The following is a 19447-nucleotide window of genomic DNA, read 5'->3' as shown; positions in this document are numbered from 1 at the left end:
GTTTTTATCGATCCGCCGTGCTGCTTACACGAATAATGATCTTCCCCCTGGCTCGCCGGCTTTCGCTGAGCTCATGAGCCAGGGCGGTCTCTTTTAAAGGAAACATCCGGTCGATGACCACTCGAAGCTGCCCTTCCTCCACTAAACGGGATATCCGGTCCAAATCCGCTGTCGTGACCGGGAACATCGCAACTTCGTGAACGGCAATCTGTCCGGCGGCCGCCTGATCAGCGTCATAATTCCCCCACGTGACCGGAACCAGTGATCCTCCAGGCGTGATCACCTCCAAGAGCCGGTTTCCTTCGGTTCCACCGACCGTATCGACCGCAAGCTGGACCGGATCAACGGCCTGCGTCCATGATTCGGACGAATAATCGGCAAATTGATCGGCCCCAAGCTCACGCAAAAATGCTTCATTCCTGCCGGAGGCTACGCCGATTACCTCGGCTCCCTTCCATTTGGCGAGCTGCACGGCGAAGTGGCCGACGCCGCCGGATGCACCGTTGATCAGCACCCTTTGGCCGGCCTTCAGGCCTCCTTGAACAAACAGCGCGTTCCAGGCCGCACAGGCCGACTGCGGAAGGGCGGCCGCCGCTTCATGGCTGATGCTGCGGGGCTTTCGTGCAAGCTGCGCTGCAGGCAGAGCCGCATATTCCGCACACGCGCCGCTGTTCGCCGTCATGCCAAAAACCTCGTCACCGACCCGCAGAGACGTGACGCCCGCCCCGACCTCTTCGACGGTGCCGGAAATATCCCACCCGGGAATATACGGCAGCGGAAAACGGTCTCCCGCCATCCCCGAGCGGATCTGCCAATCTCCCGGATTGATCGATGCCGCATGCACGCGGACCAACACTTCGCGCTCGTTGACAAACGGAACCGGAACATCTTCATACTGCAGCACTTCCGGCCCTCCGTGCCGGTGATACCGTATCGCTTTCATGGTTTCTTTTCGCTGATAACCAGGCATGTTCACCTTACCTCCATAGATTGATTCTTTTCCTGCCACCCCCTACAATAGGGAAAACAAGGGCCGGAGAAAATCGTCAATCATCCGCCTTTGACCGTTATCCAACATCTTAGCCTCATTGTTGAATATTACATAGGTATAAAGGAGGCGGCACATGTATGGAAAACAGAGGCGTTCCGCAGGACCGGCGAAGCAGGCGCTCGGAGAATCTGCTGAAGCAGTCGTTCGCAGAGCTGATGAAAGAAAAGGGCTTTACCGCCATGACGGTTCGGAATATTGCCGAACGTGCGGATGTCAACAGGGGCACCTTTTATTCACATTATCCGGACAAATACGCCCTGCTGGAACAATCGATCCGTGATAAGCTCCATACCCGCCTGCAGCAGCATCTGCCCCCGGATGCCGGATGGAACAGCGATCATCTTCAGATGCTGGCCGTGAACCTCCTTGAGCATTTCCGGTCCCTTCACGGTCGCTGCAGTCCGGTGGAAACGATCAATCCTGTCTTTGAACGAACCATGCAGCAGGAAATCAAATCGCTGCTCACGGCCTGGCTGCAGCGGCTCGAACCGGAGGATTTCGGCTGGAACGTTCCATTGGATACCGTAGCCCTTGGGGCCAGCTGGACCCTTTACGGCGCTGCCCTTGAATGGAGCCGGGGAACAGATGCGTGCCCCGCAGAAGAAACAGCCAGTTATATTGTCCAGTTGATCCTTCGAGGAACGGCTTAGCGGTTGCCCACATTAAAAACAGATAAAAACAGCAGCATTCCAAAAATCACTGACCGAGACTGTCAGTGATTTTTGTGTATACTGCTATTAAACCGAACAAAACTTCAAAAAAATGGAGGAATGCATGATGTTTACAAGCATTAAAGATTTTGCAGCGGAATGGACCAACGAAGCGGAAATGACCCAGAAGATCATGAACGCGCTGACCGATGAATCACTCGGGCAGTCCATAACGGACAAGCACCGGACCCTGGGCGGGCTGGCATGGCATCTCGTGGAATCCGTTCATTATATGACATCGCTCGGGCTGGCGTTTGATGCACCCGATAACAGTGACGAAGTGAAAAAATCGGCCGCTGCGCTTGCCGGCCAGTACGAGCGGGTCAGCCGGGCCATTCTCCAAGCGGTCGAGACGCAGTGGACGGACGCCAAGCTTCTGGAGACACAAACCATCGCCGGCCAGGAGTGGAACAACGGAGGTTCGCTGCGCTTTACCCTCATGCACCAAGCCCACCACCGCGGACAGATGACCGTCCTGATGCGGCAGGCCGGATTGAAGCTGCCGGATTTGTACGGTCCGACTTACGATTCATGGGTGGAACAAGGAATGGAACCGCTCGCCTAGACGCGTTACAATAGAGCTGATACCCGGGATCGTATCCCGGGTAATTCTCTTTTACGAAAGGATTTCTCCGATGTCCAAAGCTGATAACATGCTCTCGATCCTCTGGATGCTCCGGTCCAGCAAAAAAATGACGGCACAGCAGCTTGCCGACGAGCTGGAGATCCATGTCCGCACAGTGTACCGGTGCATTGATTCGCTCTGCGCAAGCGGCGTCCCGATCATTGCCGATTCCGGCCCGAACGGGGGATTCCAAATCCTTGGGACCTTTGCCGACTCGCCGCTCGTGTTTGACGCGGAAGAGCAGAAAGCCCTCGTCCATGCTTCGGTGTTTGCCCAGGGGGCTGGGTATCCTCACACCGATGCCCTGGGCAGGGCCGTGGACAAACTGAAACGGTATACGAACGAGAAGCAGCTCATGCAAATTGAACGCCACAGCAGCGGGCTGTCCGTCCTTCAGCCGCCCATCGATTCGGAGCAAAAAGGGCGGCTGCAATGCCTTGAGGAAGCCGCTGGACAAAGGCAGACCCTCCGGATGGTGTACGGCTCCAATGGAGATCCCGGAACCGGGTCGGTAAGGGAGTTCGATCCTTACAGCATCATCCATTGGAAAGGGCAATGGTACACCACCGGATACTGCCATCTCCGCAAGGACCTGCGGAACTTCCGCGTTGACCGGATTGTGAGCCTGGACGTGACGGATCGGCGTTTTGAGCGCCCCGAGAACTTTTCGGCCAAGGACGTTCTGCTGGAACAGCTGCTGCCGGACCCGGCTGGCGATCCTTCCCTGGTTACGGTCCGGATTCAGGCTCACGATCACGTCCTGAACGAACTGAAGCAGCACTGGCTGCTCGGACATGCACTGATTGAGCGAAGCCCAGGGGAAGCGGTATACCGGCTTGATTCCACCTCCCTGCATTCATACGTCCCCTACTTTCTTCTTCCCTACGGAAAAGCGCTGACCATCGCCGAGCCGGAATCGCTGGTGCTGCGCCTGGCCGAAGTCAGCCGGGGAATCGCGGAACACTACGGATCGATGCTGTCAGGATTGCCTTCAGAGTAACCTCACCATCCTCCTGCATAATTTGATGCAGTCATTGGAATAATTAGGGTGATCGAAGGCAAAGTGTCATGCAAAGGATGATCGACCGTGGAACCCAGCAAAGGTGCAACGATGCTTCAGCATCTCCAGCATACGTCCTCTGAATTTCTTCTTTCCCGGCTCCAGGAGGCTTTTCAGCACGCGGCCGACTTCCAGGCCGTCTGCATCGGTGAATCGGACGCCGGCAAGCTGTATTTGCTGTACCTTACGACGCTTGTCGGCTCCGATCATTTCATATTTAATATGAACCGGCAGCCGCAGGATGGTGTCCTGACCACACTGCACAGTTATTACGGCACCAGCTATTCGGCTGGTGATTTTTCCGCTTGCGAAAAAGCGGTATGCGCCGGCAAAACCGTGCTGTGCACTGCGGAGTCCGCCAACGGCCTGATTCTGGCAACGGAGAATCCGCAGCAGCGGGGACTGCAACAGCCGCAGACGGAGAACGTGATTCAGGGCCCGATGTACGGTTTTATCGAGAACTATCAAACCAATATCGCCCTCATACGCCAGCGGATGCAAACCTCCCGTTTGAAAATTTGGGAGACCAGCGTCGGAGATCTGACCAATACGAAGGTGGGCGTGGTTTACCTGGACGGGGTGACCGATCCGGGTCTCGTCCAATACACCTGCGGTCAAATCAGCGCCATCCAAGCGGACGGGATCCAGGAATCCGGCGAACTACTGCGGTTCATGAACCCCGGATCCTCCCGCCTCTTCCCTGCCGCCGTCACGACGGAACGCCCGGACCGGGTAACGGCCTCCCTGTTAAACGGGAAGATTGTCGTTTTAATGGACGGAACGCCGTTTTCAATCATCGCCCCGGGGTCCTTCTTCGATTTCTGGGAATCTCCCGAAGATCAATATCTGACGCCGCTCATCGCATTATTTTTGAGGTGGCTGCGGTTCATCGCACTCATGATCAACCTGTTTCTGCCCGCCCTCTACGTGGCGATTACTTCGGTGAACATTGACCTCAACCGCCTGGAGATCAGTCTGGCCGCTGCCGGCAGCAGGGAAGGGGTCCCTTATCCCGTGTGGATCGAGTCCCTCATCATGCTGTTTCTTCTGGACTGCATCGTTGAGGCCGGCATACGCCTGCCAAGGTCGATCAGCTCCACCGTTACGATGGTTGGCGGGGTGGTGCTGGGACAGGCGATCATTCAAGCGAATATTGTGAGCAATTTGCTGGTCATCATCGTCGCAACGACGGCGCTGACCAATTTTATCGTCGTGGATTATCAGATGGGCCTGGTTCAGCGGATTTTGAAATATTTCACGCTCGCCGGGGCCAGCGTCATCGGAATTCTCGGCATATTCATCTGCTTTGCCATTCTCGTCATCTGCCTCTCCCGCATCCAATCGTTCGGCGTTTCCTATTTGACTCCGATCGGTCCCGGTGCCCGGATCCGGTCCCTGAGTCTTGGGCTGATCGGCGGCTCCCGCAAATTTTCACTCAGCTACTGGATTACCTTCGGAAGAGGGTCGAGACAATGAATCCATCGAACGAGGAACTGAAGATCTCCATGCCCCAATACTTCGTCCTGCAGATGATGGTATTCGGGGCGATCTCCTTTCATGTGTACCCTTGGCTCGTCCTGCAGTCCACCACCCAGAGCTACTGGATCCCAATCCTGATCTGGATGCTGCTCGGACTGCTGGGTGCCTGGCTGTTCAGCCGGGTCCTCGCGCTGCATAAAGGAAAAGACGCCTATACGATTACGAAGCTCGTGCTTGGGTGGCCGGGGGTCATTCTTTTTATCGTTCCGCTGCTCTGGTTTATGTGGAGCGCCATGGTGATCATCGTCCGGGCTCACAGCGAGATCATCTCGATGACGATCCTTCACAGCACGCCGCAGTGGTTTTTGGACGGGATGATCTTTATTGGCGTCTTTCTGGCTTTCGGGGGAATCGGTTCGATCGTCCGCGCTTCCGTCCTGTTTCTTCTTGTCAGCTTTCCGCTGTCCGTCGGGCTCGTATTGCTGGGTTTCGGCGATCTCAATTTTAATCTGGGCAAACCGTGGCTCTATACCAATGGGGATTTTCTGACCAGCCCGAAATTTTACACGACATCCTTCATCTGGGCCGGTTATCTTTACTATGCGGCTTGCGGCAGATACGCCAAACAGCCGAAGAAGCTGTGGCGACCTTATACCGTGGCTGCGCTCTGTTTCCTGCCTTTACTGGCCGCCTCCGTCTATCAGCCGGCGCTGACGTTTAGTCCGGAGATGTCAAGAATTTTGACGCTTCCTTATATCAGCAAAATGGACTCGGTAAGCTATTACTGGCTGGTGATCGAAAATTTAACCGCCGTATTTATCGTTAGCTCCATCCTCTATTTGTTTTTATTGCTTGCCCTGATCCTGAACTGCATCGTAACGGCAATCAGAGCGGTATTTCCCGGCTGGAACGAAAAGCTGCTGTATGTGCTGGCAGGAGTCACGGCATACGCCGCCATCCGGCTTATTCCTTCATGGGAATGGATCGAAAGAGCCGTGGAGTGGGATACGGTTCTACGCCTTTACTTAATGTATGGCTTTCCTATGGCTGTGCTGGTCAAGTCCTTCATTTCCAACAAAATGAGGGCACGCCAATGAGCAGACGCGCAGCCCGATGCCTGGCCATCTTATGCCTGCTTCTCTTCCTCCCCGGCTGCTGGGATGTCAAAGATGTCGACAACCGGCTCCTCGAGACCGCGATCGGTATCGAGCCGGCCGGCGGTGACCGGGTGCGGGTCTGGATGAGGTTCCCACTCCCGCAGTCGCAGGACGGAGCCCATAAGGATTTTTTCGTCATCAAGCAGGAAGGCAGTACCGTGATTGAAGCCATAGACCAGCTCCGGTTAAGGCTGCCCAAAAGTCTGGATATGTCGCAGAACCAGTCGATCTTTCTGGATCAGGCACTGGCGAAGAAAGGATTCATGCCCTATTTGGAATTCACGATCAGGGACCGGACCGTTCCTCTGGATTCGTTAATTGCGATTACGACAGGCGGCATGAAGTCGATATTTGAACGTCCCAACCCGACGGGCGAGCTCTCGGGCATCTACACGAAGCTGTTCTTTGAACGCTACGGCGGCGGAACCTCGCAAAAAAACGTCGTGTCGCTATGGGAAATTTTCAAGGGGTACTATGATCCGCTCGAGGAATGCCTCGTGCCTGTATTGGTTACAGATTCCGAAACGATATTCCGGGTCGCGGGCAATGCATTCTTTAAAAATGACGCCTTGGTCGGCATGATCTCTCCGGAGGAAACCCTTATTTACGAAATCGTTACGGGCAAGATGTCCCCCTTTGAAATCGAAACCGCGGATAAAATGAACCTTAAAATCCTGAATTCGAGTGCCGATATCGACACGGACATGAACAATGGCAAGCCCGTCATCCGCATTCATGCCAAGCTCTCGATGACCCTCATGGATTCCGCGCGCGGAATCGATATCAAGGCAGAGCATCTGGAAGCCTCCATTAACCGCCTGATTGAGCAGCGGGCAGCCGCTGTATTCCGGATGACGCAGGCGAAGGAATCCGACATTTTCGGACTTGGCAACCGCTTCAGAGGAAAGGTCCCGCCCAGCCAATACGACCGGTGGCCCAAGCTGTACTCGACAGCAACCCTGGAGTTCAAGCTGGATTCCGAGCTGAAAAACACGGGCCTTCAGTTGAGACGCAGGCCGTTCATTAATCCGTCCAAGGAAAAGTAAGAACCGAAAACAGGGGCTGCTTCACAATAGAAGCAACCCCTGTTTCATCATTACCGATCATCCCTGCTCTTCTATGCTTCAATTCCGGTATAGCGAAAATGGGAAAAGTCCGCATAGCTTCCCCCAAAGGACTGCATATCATGGACGGCGATACCGACAAAGTTGCCGGTGAAGCCGCCGCAGAGGAAGCGGATATCCTGTTCTTCAAACAGCGGGGCCCAAACCTGCCCCGGGCTGAACCGGCCATAGAACCGTCCGCGGATGCCATGGACTTCCACGGCCAATTGAACGGCTTCCCCGGCATTCACCGGAATCATGTCCGGAATAACGGTGAACGCATCGTCCGCACAGCGCATGAGCCGGATCACCTTGCCCTGCTCTTCGTCCTGCGTCACATAAGCATACAAGTAATTTTCATCGTTCAAATAAAGCATCAGCCCGGCCATCTGCAAATAGCTTGCTGGCTCGAACTCCAGCGACGTCTCGGCCCGGAAATGGATATCCGCCTGCCGGACGGCCACAATGTGGTGATGAAACAGGCTTTGCGGCGATTCTCCGGAATGCAGGCGGAGGTGGCCCGGGCGCTCCGACAGCGAGCACCAGGATGGATCCGCCGGTATGCGGAGCGTATTCCAGGCTTTGGCAAGCTCCGGTCCGTCAAAGGTATCCTCAAACAAGCTCCGTTCAGCGGCCGTCTTGGCCTCTGCCGGCGTGATCCCTTTCGGACGCGGGACCTCCATCTGCGGGGAATTCCCCCCGGCGGTCAGGCGAAGCCATCCTTCCTCGTCCCAGTACACCTGCTGCAGCGCTGTTTCCCGGCCAAGGAGCGCGTACTGGCCTTCAACCGGACGCGTGCACAAATGGGCCATGTACCATTCCCCTTGCGGCGTCTGGATCAGGCTGCCGTGGCCGGCACACTGCAGCGGGAGCTCCGGGTTGTTCCGGGAGGTCAGCATCGGATTGCGGGGGTCCACTTCGTAAGGGCCCATCAAGCTGCGGGAACGGGCTACCGTCACGGCATGGCCGCTCCCGGTGCCGCCTTCGGCCGTAATCAGGTAATAATAACCTTGATGCTTATAGATATGCGGCGCTTCGGTCTTCTTCAGATCCGTCCCGTCAAACAGCTTGAACGGTTTACCAACTAGCTTCTGCTGCTGCGGATCATACTGCTGAATAACGATGCCGCTCGATTTATTCCCTTCCGGAATGCGGTAATCCCAGATTTCGTTCAGCAGCCATTTCCGTCCGTCTTCGTCATGATACAGGCTCGGATCGAATCCGCTGCTGTTCAAATAGACCGGCTCGGACCAAGGCCCGTGAATCGAAGGCGCCGTAATCAAATAATTGTGAACGTCTTTAAATGGGCGCTTGGTGCTTTTCACATCAGTATAAATGAGGTAAAACAACCCGTCATGGTAGCTGAGCTGAGGCGCCCAGATGCTGCAGTTCTTCGGGTTTCCCCGCAGGTCGACCTGATCGGTCAGCACGTCGGTGCAGTGCTCCCATACCGCCAAATCCTTGGAGGCATATACCCTTACGCCAGGGAGCCACTCGAAGGAAGACACCGCGATATAATAAGTGTCCTTCGCCCGCACGATGCAGGGATCCGGATTAAAGCCCGGCAGCACCGGGTTTCGAATGGTTCCCGTTTGGGTGGATATAGTCATGCTCTTCCCTCTCCTTTTCGTTTCCAAAAGTCCGTTCCCGCAAAAACTTGTTCTTTCGGCGGAGCTCCTTCCAGCGTCTCCTGATAGACCGCCCACCCGGCCCGTTGTTCTCCCGGAGCCGGCGCGGACGGATCAAAGCGGGTGCCGAATTCCCGGTATTTGACCGTCAGCCGCCGCCCCGAATCGTTCCAGTCGTCCCAGCCCAGCGGATCGATATGTCCGCCCATCCGGCAGTCGACGTAGTCAGTGCGCGCATATTCGCGCCACGGCCTTCCCAGATACACGCCCGATACGCCTGGCTCCGCCGTCAAATAACAGAGGTTAAAGACGTACCCGTATTCCTGCCCCTCGGGAGTAGAAGCCGCGGCGATATAACCGGCATGCCCGGCCGTATGGCGCAGGCTGCGAATCTCGCAGCGGTCAAAGAAGGCGGCTGCGCCGCCGAATATAAAATCCACCGTCCCTTCGATACGGCAGTATTCGTACACCTGGCGGTACTCTCGGTGATGCTCCCGGAGCGGGATTCCTCCAAACACGCCGCCGTGCTTGGGCGCAGGCGGAAGCGGTCCGGTGAACAGCGTGTCCTGGTGCCCTTTAAAGGTGCAGTAGCGAAAAACCGTTTCGTCGCAGTGCGCGTAGACCGCCACGGCCTGGCCGATGTCCTCGCCCTGCCCGGCCGAATTGGTCACGACCAAATTCTCGATCAGCAGCCGCCGGCCGCCAAGGAACAGCGTCGGCGTTGCAAATGTGCCAATCTCATTCCCGTTCTCGTCCAGTTCCTTGGCATACCGGCCCTTCGTGATTTCCACATATCCGATGCCGATCACGGCCAGATCGGACCGATATATCCGTACCGCTTCCTCATAGACACCCGACAGGATGTACAGGGTTTCGGGCCGCTGCGGATCTTGCTTCTCCAACGCATCCACCGCTTCCTGAATCGTCGGATAATCGCAGTGGTCCAGCTTTCCTACAATCATGACCTTCCCCCCTTTCGTTTCGGGCTGCGGCCATCGCTTACAAGTGTTCCGCCAAAAATTTCTGCCAGCGGGCCCGCATTTCAGCCGTCTCCATATGGCCGCCGCCGGTCATGACCGTCTGCCAATGCTCCTCCTGTCCGGCGGCCCGGTATACCTCCCGCAGGCCTTCGGCCAGCAGCACGACGCCTTCCTCCGGGGTCAGCCGGTCGCTGCGCCCGGTCAGGCTCATCCTTGGCCGCGGGGCGATCATGGCTTGGATTTCCAGCGTCGTGAAGTGCTTCAGCAAGCCCGGAACGTAGTAGTAGAACCCGTGGTGATCCAGCCCGCGCTTCTTTATCAAGGTATGGGCATCCACCTGTCCGCAGATGTCCACGGTCACTTTAATCCGCTCGTCCAGCGCCGCCAGCCACCAGGCCATCATCCCGCCCATGGACATGCCGAGGGTCGCGACCCGCGAGGCGTCGATATCTTCCCTGGAGCACATGTAATCCAGCATCCGCCGGTTGTCATACAGCATCATGCCCCACATGACGCGCCCCTGCCATAACATTTCCTTGACGATTTCGCTCTCCGTCTTACCCGACCGCTCATGGAAGCCCCACATGTCGATACAGCAGACGGCATAGCCCATGCCGGTCAGTGTGCTGGCAAAAGACGGCTGCTGCAAATACGAGCTGCCGCTGATCAGCTCCCTGCGTCCGTTTGTGTAATTGCCGCCATGCGAGTGATTGAAAACGACGAGCGGATAGGGCCCCTCTCCGTCTATAGGCAGTGCGACATAAGCGGGCACCTGCTCCAGACCGTTTAAATCCAGCAGCAGCGTCTCCAGCCGGTACCCGTCCGTCTCTTCCTGCTTGAGCAGCTCCGCCTGGATAGGCCGGTCCTCCGGCACATCGCCCAGCAGCTTCTTCAACCGTTCCCTCATCATTGGTTAAACCTCCTCTTCGCTGAGATCCTCCTCCTGCGGAACTACGCTTACCTGTTTTACAAGCTGCTCCGGCACCTTCGTATCCTTTGACCGGCACTGCTGCCATTCCACGTCTTCGCCGTTCTCGACATAGAAAGCCGGCCCTTCGTGGCCGCCAACCGTGACCCGGTCAAACCGAATGTCCCTCACATTGCCTAAATAAAAGCCGCGCGCTTTCATATCCTGGATGCCGGACATCATGGCCGGACGCCCCGGAACCGGGTTCTCCGCCATGGAAATATCGATGTCGGCAAACGTTAATTCCGAAATATACCTTTCCGCAAGACCATAAACAAACCCTGCCGCCGCATGTACGTTCCTTGCGGTAATATTCGAAAAGTGAATCCGCCGGAACGTCGGCGTTTCCAGGGTGACCGGATAAGGCCGCTTATCCCAGACGTACTTGTCCTTGCCCCGCGGTCCGCAAAAATAATACAGGTTCAAAATGAACGGGCAGATGACTTCCTCCATGACGATGCCGCTGACCCGGATATTCTCCACCGTTCCTCCGCGCCCCCGCCGCGATTTCAGCCGGATGCCGCGATCGGTGTGCTTAAAGATGCAGTTGCTGATCACGACGTTCCGGATGTCCCCGCTCATTTCGCTGCCGAGCACGACGCCGCCGTGGCCGTGGATCATCGTACAGTTCGTGATCGTGATGTTCTCGCACGGAACCCGCTGCGCCGTGTCCTCCGTGCCGGCCTTGATGGCGATGCAGTCATCGCCGACGTCGATGTGGCAGCCGCTGATCCGCACGTTCTGGCACGACTCCGGGTCGATGCCGTCAGTATTCGGTGAATCCGCGGGATTGTATATCGAGACGTTGTCGATCGTTACGTTGTCGCAGAGAATCGGATTGACCGTCCAGCTCGGGGAGTTGATCAGCGTGACGTCGCGGATCGTCACCCGGGTGCAGCGGTCGAGGCTGATCAGCTTCGGCCGGGGGTGGGTCAGCTCCTCCGGGCGGCTGCGCATCTTGTCCCACCAGGGCTGGCCGTTGCCATCCAGCGTGCCGCTGCCGGTAATGGACACGTTCTTCAGCCCGTGTCCGTACACACAGGAGGCATGCACCTCACGCAGCACCCCTTCCCAGCGGGAGGTCACGACCGGATAATCCGCCGGATCGGTGCTGAAGGACAGGACCGCGCCCGGGTCAAGCCTCAGCTCGATGTTGTTGCGCAGGAGTATGGCCCCCGTCAGGAACGTGCCTGCGGGGACGAACACGGTCCCGCCGCCCGCAGCATCCGCTGCCTCGATCGCCGCAGCGATGGCCCGGGTCGCCGGCTCCGCGCCGCCGGGCACCGCCCCGAACTCGGTGATGCGGTACACGCTCATGGCTCTTCTCCTTTCGCCGCAGCGGCCGGAACCCTGGCCTCGTATTCGCCGCAGGCCTGCAGAAACGCCCCCAACCCCTTCTGGTCGTTGGTGATGATCGGCTCGCTAATGTAATAGGCGTACGTGCCGTCGCGCCGGTCGGCTCCGCCCAGCCCGGCCACCTGGCAGTTTTTATTCAGGTTCAGCCAGCCTTCCTTCGTCTCCAGCACAAACTCCTCCAGCAGCCCCCGATACGCTCTGTCCAAGCTGTCCTGCCATTCCTGCGGCGCAAGCACGCCGAGGCGTAGCCCTTTCGCGATGGCATAGGTGATCATACTGGAAGCCGAGGCCTCCAAGTAATTCCCCTTGCGGCCGCCCTCATTGACCACCTGGTACCAGACGCCGCTGGCCGGATCCTGATAGCATCTCAGCGCACGCAGCGTATCGCTCAGGATGCGCTTCAGCTCCGGATAATCGGGATGGCTTGCCGGCAGCAGCTCCAGGCTGTCCGCCAGCGCCATGACGAACCAGCCAAGGGATCTGCCCCAGAAATTTGGAGATAAGCCGGTGGCCGGGTCGCACCACGGCTGGGCTTTTTTCTCGTCCCAGGCGTGATACAGGAGCCCGGTGGCCTCATCCTTCGTATGGAGCTCGCACAGTTTGAACTGCTTCGTCACGTCGTCCAGTCCCGCCCCGTCTTCAAACGTCAGCAGATATTCAAGATAGAAAGGCGAGCCCATATACAGGCCGTCCAGCCAAATCTGATATGGATAAATTTCCTTATGCCAGAATGCCCCTTCCGACGTCCGGGGATGGGATGCCAGCTGGGATCTAAGCAGCCCGGCGGCCTGCTTGTATTTTTCCTCCCCCGTCTCCCGGTACAGGGTGAACAGCAGCTTGCCGTTGTTGATATGGTCGATGTTGTATTCTTCGGGGCGGTACCCGCGGATGCTCCCGTCTTCCTGAATAAAATGGTCCATGTTGTCCCGGATATACTCCCAATACCGGCGGTCTCCCGTCTGCTTCCAGAGCAGCTCGAAGCCCTTGAGCACCACGCCGTAATCATACGACCACTTGCCTTCATATCCCTTACCCTCGTACAGCTTCGGCGTCCGTGCCATGATGGACTCGGCCATGCGCTGCGCCGCGTTGAATGTCTGCATGCTGATCCTCCTCGGATAAAATTTCCGGCTTTCTCTGATAAAATTTCCATCTTCGCCGGCGATTGCTTTTTTACACCCTGCCGTCTTGGAAAAAACACAGTCCTAACCCCCATGCAGGCGGGATAGGACCTGTTGCCGTATCCTAGCGTATGGCTCAGCCGTTATTTTTGCTGAGTGGCTTTGTAAGCGGCCTCGTATTCCTCGATAATTTTGCTGCCGCCGGATTTCTTCCAGTTCTCCACCGCAGCTTTGAATTCGTCCAGATTGATTTTGCCGAGAATGTATTTGTAAGTCGCATCGGTGATGATCTTTTGCAGCTCGGAGCCCTGCGTTGTGTACGTTTCGGATTCCAGGGAATATGCCGGGTTCAGCACCCCGTATTTTGCGTTTTCCTTGATCAGCTTGTCAGCCTCGGCCTTCAGCGGATCGGCGTCATGGATTTTGTAGCCCGTTTCGCTCGGACGGGAAGAGGCAAACGGCTGCACTTCCTGCTGCCACAAATCGGTATTGGTGATCGTAACCGCGTCATTCGCATCCACGGTATAATGGACGCCTTCGATTCCGTATGTCATGAGGGCGTACACATCATCGTCCATCAGGTCGTTGACGAATTTCAGAACGCGCTTCAGCTCGGCTTCATCCTTCACTTCGGATTTCGGGAAAGCCAGCAGTCCGCCGATTCCGTTGTTCCCCGCCCAAATCGCGCGGTCGCTTTCGTTGCCTGTCGATGTAATGTTGTTGACCAGGGCGAGCTGCATGTTATCCTGAACGCCCTTGGCCATATTCAAGAGGTTCTTCCCGTCGAACAGGGCACCGACGTAAATTCCGGCTTTGCCCTGGGCGAATTTTTGCTGCTGGTCGGTCTTGGCGGTCACCGCAAAGTCTTGATTGATATATCCTTTTTCGTACAGTGTCTTCATGTAATCCATCGTTTTGACGTACCCTTCGGTTTCGAATTCGGGGATCATTTTCCCGTCATCCGTCACCTGCCAGTTATTCGGCGTGCCGAAGTAAGAGCCCAGCGTCTTGAAGGCGCCGTAGATCAGATCGCTCCGGTCCATGAAGCCCGTCGTATCCTTCTGCCCGTTGCCGTCCGGGTCCTGCTCGGTGAATGCCTTGGCGACGTTCATCAGCTCATCGGTCGTCTTCGGCACGGACAGCCCGAGCTTATCCAGCCAGTCCTTGCGGATGACGACGCCGTTGCGGGCGAGATCCTTCTGGAAAGGCACGCCGTACAGCTTGCCGTCGATCGAAGCCGATCTCCGCGTATCCTGCGAAATTTTCGCCAGGTTCGGGAACTCGTCCAGGAACGGTTCAACCTCCCAGAACATGCCGGATTTCAGGGCGTTGCGCACGGAGGAATTGTCGAGAATGGTGAGCGTAACGATATCCGCCAGGGAATCGGACGCCAGCGACGTATTGATGCGTTCTTCCTTGGAAGCATCCGGAATCCACGAAAATTTGATATCCGCCCCGGTCTTCTCCTCAATCTTATTCAGCACCGTATCGGTCGGCGGCGACGCCGTATGCAAAATGTTCAGCCACGTAATCGTCGTCTTTTCGTCACCTGCCGCAGCGCTGCCTCCCGAGCCCTGGGCCGTTTCCCCCTTGCCGCCTCCCCCGCCGCAGGCCGAGAGCAGCAGCCCGCAGACCAGCGTAAACGCAGCCATCTTGCTTACCATTGGTTTCATGTGCCATTTCCCCTTTTCTATTATCCTTTGGATTGATCCCACATCCGTGGATGGATCCCACACCCGCCGTGCCTTGATTAGTACACGCCGTCCTCGCCGAACTTCTTCGCCAGTCGGTTGGAAGCCATGACCAGCACAAGCCCCACCAGGCCCTTGAACAAGCCTACCGTTGTACTGAAGCTCAGCTGTCCGTTTTTCAGTCCCGCCGTATAGATGTAGGTGTCGAAAATTTCGGCCACCTCGCGGTTCAGCGAATTGAGCAGCAGGTACATATGCTCGAATCCCAGATCAAGCGTGCTGCCGATCTTGAGAATGAGCAGGGTGATGATGACCGGCCGGATCGCCGGCAGCGTCACGTGCCACGTTTTGCGGAACCGTCCGGCTCCGTCCATTTCGGCTGCTTCGTACAGCTGAGTGTCCACCACCGTGATCGCAGACAGATAAATAATGGTGGACCAGCCGAGCTCCTTCCAGATGATCTGCCCGATGTACACGGTGCGCAACCATTCGGGAGCGGTCAGGAAGCTGATTTTGTGCCCGCCCAGCCTAGCGATCAGCTCGTTCAGCACGCCTCCGTCCACGGTGAGGAATACGTAGGTAATGGAGACGATGATGACCCAGGACATGAAGTGCGGGATGTAGATGATGGTCTGTACCCAGTTTTTGAACAGCCGGTGCCTGACCTCATTCAGCATCAGCGCCAATATAATGGGAAGCGGAAAAAAGATCACGATGTTGAGTGCAAACAGAATCAGCGTGTTGCGCAGAAGCATGAAGAACGTCGGTTCTGTAAACAAGCGGACAAAGTGCTTCATTCCGACCCAAGGGCTGCCCGTGATCCCCTTGAAAGGCTGGTAATCCTGAAAGGCAATGACGAGACCGCCCATCGGCAGATACTTAAAAATGATGAAATACAACACGCCGGGCAAAATCATCAGGTACAGCAGCTTGTGACGTTTGATACGGTCCAGAGCGGTGTCCGTCCGTACCTTCCTGGCCGGTTTGACATTCATGTTCATGACGGCCGTGTTCGAGTCCTTCACCAGGTCGACCTCCTTGTAAGCGTTTCCTGTTACGACTCCAGCTTAGGCCGTTTTGGGAATTCCGTACATAATCATTTCATTGACACCGGCCATAAAACCGCATAACGGCGCCATTTTCGCCTTCCGCATCTCAGCTGATGATTACGGATTGAGGCTGATGATTATCCGGGTGACAGCCGCGGATTCCCCGCTCTCCCCCCTACCGGACAACACCTCAGGAGCTGATTATATACGTAACCTGGTGCGCTTGGTACAGTCTAACTGTAAACGATTACAAGGAGGATACCCGCGTATGACACCATCCACAGCTTTGCGTAGAAAAGAGTCTTTCGGCAGCCGCCTGTTTACCGTCGTAAACAGCCTCCTGCTCATTCTGATTGCCCTCATTTGCCTGCTGCCTTTTGTAAACGTGATTGCGAGCTCCTTCGCTTCCACCCAGGAAGTGGTGGCTAAGAAATTCATTTTGTTTCCGACGACGTTCTCCCTCGATGCTTATAAGTACATTTTATCGACGCCTACGATTTTTAAAGGGCTGGGGGTATCGATCGGGATCACCGTAGTAGGCACGATCGTCAGCATGATCCTGACGGCGCTCATGGCCTATGGCCTGTCTAGGAGATATCTCTACGGCCGGGGCTTCGTCAACTTCATCGTCGTATTCTCCATGCTGTTCAGCGGCGGCATGATCCCAACGTTCCTTGTCGTAAAAAACCTCGGACTGATCGACTCCTACTGGTCGCTCATCCTGCCGGTCGCCATTAACGCGTTTAACCTGATTATAATGAGAAACTTTTTCCAGGCGCTTCCGGACGCGCTCGAGGAATCGGCCAAAATTGACGGATGCAACGATTTCGGCGTTTTCTTCAAAATTATGCTTCCGCTCGCTCTGCCATCCATTGCTACCATTTCGCTGTTCTATGCGGTAGCTTACTGGAACACCTATATGAATGCGATCCTGTACATGACGGATTCGACCAAGTGGCCGATCCAGGTGCTGCTCCGCCAGATCGTCATCGTCTCCAGCGGCATGCAGGCCGAAGGGACGTCCGTGGATGTCGTTCCGCCGGCGCAGACCATCAAAATGGCGGTGATCGTCATCGCGACCGTACCGATGCTGATCGCGTATCCGTTCGTGCAGAAGCATTTTGTCAAAGGGGCGCTGCTCGGCTCTGTCAAAGGGTAACGAACAGCAAAGTCTTGCATTCCGCTCAAGAAAGCAGCCCGGACGGAATAACAAGACTTTGTTTTTTACTGAGCCTGTTTGACTTTGCGGTAATTTCCCGGCGTCACGAGTTCCTTTTTACGGAAGGACCGGATGAAGTTTTGCGGATTGTGGTACTGGAGCCGCTCGGCGATTTCCTTGATTGTCATGTCCGTTTCGACCAGCCATTTCTTGGCCATCTCCAGCCGGTAATTCATCAGGTATTCGCTGAACGTCATGCCAAACTCCTTTTTAAAAATGCTGCTTAAATAGTTCGGATTATAATGAAGCCGGTCGCTGATCCATTCCAGGGACAATTCCTGGTCGTACTCCGTGCGGACGATCGTGGCGATCTTCTCGGCGAGGGAACGGAACTGGCGGTTGGTCTTCTCCTTCATGCTGAGCACCATCGGCGAGATGACTTCCTCCACGAGGATCCGCTCGATCTCTTCCGGGTTGCGGATATCGAGCAGGCGGTGGTACAGCGCGTGATTGTCCTGCGTCAGCAGCACCTCCACGCCGAGCAGCTGCTCCAGCTGGATCAAGTTGTTGACGAAACGCACCAGGGCCACTTCAAAATTCATCGAGTTTTTGTTCTTCTTCATCATCTCGGCCAGCAGCGGGTACAGCGCCCGGGGAACCTGCTCCTCATCGCCCAGCCGGATCGCGTCGAACAGCTGGGTTTCCAGCTCCGTCGGATAATGGAGAAGCACCGGTCCCGAGACGACCGTCTCGATATCTTCATAGAAGATGATCGATTCTTTGCCCAGATTGAGCCGGTGCCGGAGCGCCTGCTTGCTCATTTCGCAAGCCTCTTTACTCTCCCACAGATGGCGGTACGTCTTGCTGATGCCGAAGCTGACGGAGCAGTTCAAATAGTCGCGCGCCGTTATCATAATCGTTTTCGAATAGGAGAGCACCTGCCTGCGAATCTCCTGCTCCTCCTGGTCTGTAAACGTCAGGATGGTCGCCTGCGTGTTGTCGTTTAAAATAATCGGCAGCATGCGCCCTTCCTTCGGCACGACTTCCTCGACCATTTTGTTGATGGCAAGCAGGAGCATATCCCGGTCCGACGCCTCCCGGCCGCCGTAACTGTCCATCTGAATCAGCATCGCGACGAACGACGGCTGCGTCAGTTCCGGATACCCGAACCGCGGCAGCATCCGCTCCAGTTCCTCCGGGGACACCCGGTTCCGGAACAGGTTCAGGATCAGCTGCGTTTCCAGCTGGGGCAGCTCGGCTTCCATCATGCTTTCCAGGTTTTCCTTCTCGGTGACGATCGTGTCGATGGAATGAAGGATGCCTTCGATTTCGTTCTTGTACGGCAAATGGGAGCTGCGCGGCAGGCTGCGCTGGATTTGGCGGATCGGCTTTGTGAAATAAACGGAGATGCCGTAAGCCACCACGATGATCAGCAGCGTAATGACGGCCACCATCAGCATGATTCCGTATTTGGTCGTCTTGAGCGCGCCGGAAATTTCCTTCTGGTCCAGCAGCGTCACATAGATCCAATTGTTGTAGCTGGATTTTGCATAAATCGCTTCAGCCGACTGGCGCCCGGATGCCGTTACCTTCAGCCTGCCGGCCCGGTGATCTTCCCCGGCCGACTGGACGATGCGTCCAAGCTGGTCAGCGGACAGCAGCTGCTTGTCAGGATCGGTCTCGTACATCAACTCACCCTGTTTGTTCAAAATAATGACCGGCGCATTGTCCTCGGTCTTCAGGATCCGGTCGAGGGTGGACCGGGAAATATCCGACAGGGCGATCGCCTGCTTTTGCTTGGAAAAGACCGGCAGCGTGTTCACGAAACGGATGCCGTCATCCGTTTTGATCCAGAACAGCCCTTTGTCTTTGTTATCGATGTAGGCCTCGTACAGTTTGCGTCGGTCGGCATCCGTCAAATAGGACAGCTTTCCGCTCGTAATCTGCCAATTCTGCACGAGGCTGATGAGCGAATACTCGGTCCCTTCCAGGCCCATCGTGGCGATATAGTTCAGCTGTGTATTGACGTTCCGGTATTCTTCGAAATCCTGTTCCGTGATCGGCCTTTTTACGACGGCATCAAACGAGCTCGTCGTGCTGTATGTATTAAAGGCGTATTCGATCGTCTGGATTTTCTGCTCAAGCGAATTTTTGGTCTGGGTAATAAAGCTCTGCTTGCTGCCCGCCACCCGGTCGATCACCGAGTGGGTCGTATTGATATAAATGTAGCTGCCAAAACTGACGACGAGTCCGATCCCAAGGACCAGAATGGGAATAAACGTTTTATAAAACATGCGGCCTTTTTTCATTG

Annotated in this window: 16 protein-coding genes; 7 read left to right on the top strand and 9 right to left on the bottom strand. The window is 56.1% G+C overall.

The features are described from left to right. Positions 1-4: 4 nt before the first annotated feature. Positions 5-970, bottom strand: a complete 966-nt coding sequence (locus ABIE48_RS05430; RefSeq protein WP_192715120.1) for an NADP-dependent oxidoreductase — start codon at positions 968-970, stop codon at positions 5-7. Between the two features lie 158 nt (positions 971-1128). Here ABIE48_RS05430 and ABIE48_RS05425 point away from each other — a divergent pair, with 158 nt between their 5' ends. The 6 genes from ABIE48_RS05425 to ABIE48_RS05400 all read left to right on the top strand — a co-directional run bounded on the left by ABIE48_RS05425 (position 1129) and on the right by ABIE48_RS05400 (position 7128). Next, a complete protein-coding gene (locus ABIE48_RS05425) occupies positions 1129-1701 on the top strand; it encodes a TetR/AcrR family transcriptional regulator (protein ID WP_145025033.1) in 573 nt (190 codons plus the stop codon). 127 nt (positions 1702-1828) lie between these two features. Then, on the top strand, positions 1829-2326 hold the full coding sequence (locus ABIE48_RS05420) for a DinB family protein (protein WP_145025035.1): 498 nt from the start codon (positions 1829-1831) through the stop codon (positions 2324-2326). A gap of 70 nt (positions 2327-2396) precedes the next feature. Continuing rightward, the gene (locus tag ABIE48_RS05415; RefSeq protein ID WP_145159924.1) at positions 2397-3386 is read left to right on the top strand and encodes a helix-turn-helix transcriptional regulator; all 990 of its coding nucleotides are present in this window, start codon (positions 2397-2399) and stop codon (positions 3384-3386) included. Between the two features lie 87 nt (positions 3387-3473). Further along, positions 3474-4922 carry a spore germination protein gene (locus tag ABIE48_RS05410; protein ID WP_192715121.1) on the top strand — a complete coding sequence of 483 codons (1449 nt, stop codon included), beginning with the start codon at positions 3474-3476 and terminating at the stop codon, positions 4920-4922. Further along, positions 4919-6022 carry a GerAB/ArcD/ProY family transporter gene (locus tag ABIE48_RS05405; protein WP_192715122.1) on the top strand — a complete coding sequence of 368 codons (1104 nt, stop codon included), beginning with the start codon at positions 4919-4921 and terminating at the stop codon, positions 6020-6022. Before ABIE48_RS05410 ends, ABIE48_RS05405 begins: the two co-directional genes overlap by 4 nt. Beyond that, on the top strand, positions 6019-7128 hold the full coding sequence (locus ABIE48_RS05400) for a Ger(x)C family spore germination protein (RefSeq protein WP_192715123.1): 1110 nt from the start codon (positions 6019-6021) through the stop codon (positions 7126-7128). Before ABIE48_RS05405 ends, ABIE48_RS05400 begins: the two co-directional genes overlap by 4 nt. A 71-nt stretch (positions 7129-7199) precedes the next feature. Here the strand turns inward: ABIE48_RS05400 and ABIE48_RS05395 are convergent, their stop codons facing one another. From ABIE48_RS05395 to ABIE48_RS05365, 7 genes are all read right to left on the bottom strand, one after another. Continuing rightward, the gene (locus ABIE48_RS05395) at positions 7200-8795 is read right to left on the bottom strand and encodes a glycoside hydrolase family 43 protein (protein ID WP_192715124.1); all 1596 of its coding nucleotides are present in this window, start codon (positions 8793-8795) and stop codon (positions 7200-7202) included. Beyond that, the gene (locus ABIE48_RS05390; RefSeq protein ID WP_192715125.1) at positions 8792-9775 is read right to left on the bottom strand and encodes a pectinesterase family protein; all 984 of its coding nucleotides are present in this window, start codon (positions 9773-9775) and stop codon (positions 8792-8794) included. Before ABIE48_RS05390 ends, ABIE48_RS05395 begins: the two co-directional genes overlap by 4 nt. A 37-nt stretch (positions 9776-9812) precedes the next feature. Then, positions 9813-10703 (bottom strand): dienelactone hydrolase family protein, encoded by an 891-nt coding sequence (locus ABIE48_RS05385; protein ID WP_192715126.1) that lies wholly within the window; start codon positions 10701-10703, stop codon positions 9813-9815. Positions 10704-10706: 3 nt separating this feature from the next. After that, positions 10707-12077, bottom strand: a complete 1371-nt coding sequence (locus tag ABIE48_RS05380; protein ID WP_192715127.1) for a glycoside hydrolase family 28 protein — start codon at positions 12075-12077, stop codon at positions 10707-10709. Next, entirely contained in the window at positions 12074-13219 is a 1146-nt protein-coding gene (locus ABIE48_RS05375) for a glycoside hydrolase family 88/105 protein (protein ID WP_192715128.1), read from the bottom strand. The genes ABIE48_RS05380 and ABIE48_RS05375 overlap by 4 nt, the downstream gene beginning before the upstream one ends. A gap of 161 nt (positions 13220-13380) precedes the next feature. Continuing rightward, complete coding sequence (locus ABIE48_RS05370; RefSeq protein WP_145025054.1) at positions 13381-14910, bottom strand: extracellular solute-binding protein; 1530 nt, start codon at positions 14908-14910, stop codon at positions 13381-13383. 77 nt (positions 14911-14987) lie between these two features. Further along, on the bottom strand, positions 14988-15953 hold the full coding sequence (locus tag ABIE48_RS05365; RefSeq protein WP_373309525.1) for an ABC transporter permease: 966 nt from the start codon (positions 15951-15953) through the stop codon (positions 14988-14990). Between the two features lie 292 nt (positions 15954-16245). Here ABIE48_RS05365 and ABIE48_RS05360 point away from each other — a divergent pair, with 292 nt between their 5' ends. Beyond that, on the top strand, positions 16246-17136 hold the full coding sequence (locus ABIE48_RS05360; protein ID WP_354518451.1) for a carbohydrate ABC transporter permease: 891 nt from the start codon (positions 16246-16248) through the stop codon (positions 17134-17136). Positions 17137-17201: 65 nt separating this feature from the next. Here ABIE48_RS05360 and ABIE48_RS05355 read toward each other — a convergent pair whose 3' ends face one another. Continuing rightward, positions 17202-19445: a helix-turn-helix domain-containing protein gene (locus tag ABIE48_RS05355; protein ID WP_192715129.1), complete on the bottom strand. Its 2244-nt coding sequence runs from the start codon at positions 19443-19445 to the stop codon at positions 17202-17204. Between the last annotated feature and the right edge of the window lie 2 nt (positions 19446-19447).

This window comes from Paenibacillus sp. OAE614, from assembly GCF_040546645.1.
In the GTDB taxonomy this organism is placed as follows: Bacteria; Bacillota; Bacilli; order Paenibacillales; family Paenibacillaceae; genus Paenibacillus_AQ; species Paenibacillus_AQ favisporus.
The sequence above is the reverse complement of the archived record's forward strand: the minus strand, read 5'-3'. Positions and strand labels throughout refer to the sequence as shown.